This window comes from Frankia sp. RB5, from assembly GCF_059816245.1.
On record NZ_JCBATA010000151.1, the window covers coordinates 1 to 1,494 of the forward strand.

Here is a 1,494-nt window from a genome sequence, read left to right on the forward strand (position 1 = left end):
CCTAATGGGAGCTACCGGGTCGGCATAAGGCAGGCTCGGTGCCGGTAGCCGCCGGCTGGTGAGCACTCTCCTCGCCTGGGCCGAGTTCGAGTCCTTGCGTCAGATCGTGCCCCTGCCGGTGGTCGGGAGAGCTGATCACCGATGGGATGTCGTGGCCGTCCAACGCGGCGTGACCACTTGTCCATTAGGCCGTGGTGGATCTCCCGTGGGCTGCCGGTCCTGCTGGCGGAGTGTGGGGAGGCCTGGGTGCTGTTCGTCGGGGACGACTGGGCGGAAGATCATCATGATGTGGAGGTGCAGGACGAGACCGGCCGGCGCCTGGCGAAGGCGAGGCTGCCGGAGGGGCTGGCCGGGATCACCCGGCTGCACGAGCTCGTCGGCGCGCACCTGGACGAGGATGCCGATCCCGCCGAGGTGGTGGTCGGGATCGAGACCGACCGGGGGCCGTGGGTGTCGGCGCTGGTCGCGGCGGGCTACCAGGTGATCGCGGTCAACCCGGTGCAGGCGGCCCGCTACCGGGAGCGGTACTCGACCTCGGGGGCCAAGAGCGACGCCGGCGACGCGCACGCGCTGGCGGATATGGTCCGCACCGACCGTCACCAGTTGCGCCCGGTCGCCGGCGACAGCGACCAGGTCGACGCGGTGAAGATCGTGGCCCGGTCGCACCAGACGCTGGTCTGGGACCGCACCCGCCAGGTTCAGCGACTGCGCGCCGCGTTGGTCGAGTCGTTCCCGGCCGCGCTGGCCGCGTTCGACGACCTCGACGCCGCTGACACGTTGGAGCTGCTCGCCAAGGCCCCGACCCCGGCCGAGGCGCGGCGGCTGACCATCGCGCAGCTCTCGGCCGTTCTGAAGCGGGCCCGCCGCCGCGGCATCGCCGAGAAGTCGCGGCAGATCCGGGCCGCGTTCCAGGCCGCCCAGCTGCCGGTTCGCCCGGCCACAGCCGCCGCCTATGGCGCGGTCGTGCGCGCCCAGGTCGGGCTGATAGGCACCCTCAACGCCGAGATCGGCCGGCTCGGGGAGCAGGTCGAGGCCCATTTTGGCCAGCACCCGGACGCTGAGATCTACCGGTCCCAGCCCGGCCTGGGACCGGTTCTCGCGGCCCGGGTGCTCGCCGAGTTCGGAGACGACCCGAAACGCTACGCCGACGCGAAGTCCCGGAAGAACTACGCCGGGACCAGCCCGATCACCCGCGCCTCCGGGAAGAAGACCGTCGTGATGGCCCGCTACGCCCGCAACGACCGGCTCGCCGACGCCCTGCACCAGCAGGCCTTCTGCGCCCTGAACGCCTCACCCGGTGCCCGCGCCTACTACGACGCCATCCGCGCCCGCGGCACCGGCCACCACGCCGCGCTCCGCCAACTCGCCAACCGGCTCGTCGGCATCCTCCACGGCTGCCTCAAGACCCAGACCGCCTACAGCGAGGCAACCGCCTGGCCACAAAACGTCACACTCGATGTCGCCGCTTGACATTCAAAAACATGGGATGTCTGA

At 71.1% G+C, this 1,494-nt stretch carries 1 protein-coding gene; it reads left to right on the forward strand.

Annotated elements, in window-relative coordinates; translation table 11 throughout:
- Nucleotides 1-246: 246 nt before the first annotated feature.
- The gene (locus AC6EXY_RS33245) at nucleotides 247-1,470 is read left to right on the forward strand and encodes an IS110 family RNA-guided transposase (protein WP_499819022.1); all 1,224 of its coding nucleotides are present in this window, start codon (nucleotides 247-249) and stop codon (nucleotides 1,468-1,470) included.
- Nucleotides 1,471-1,494 lie beyond the last annotated feature (24 nt).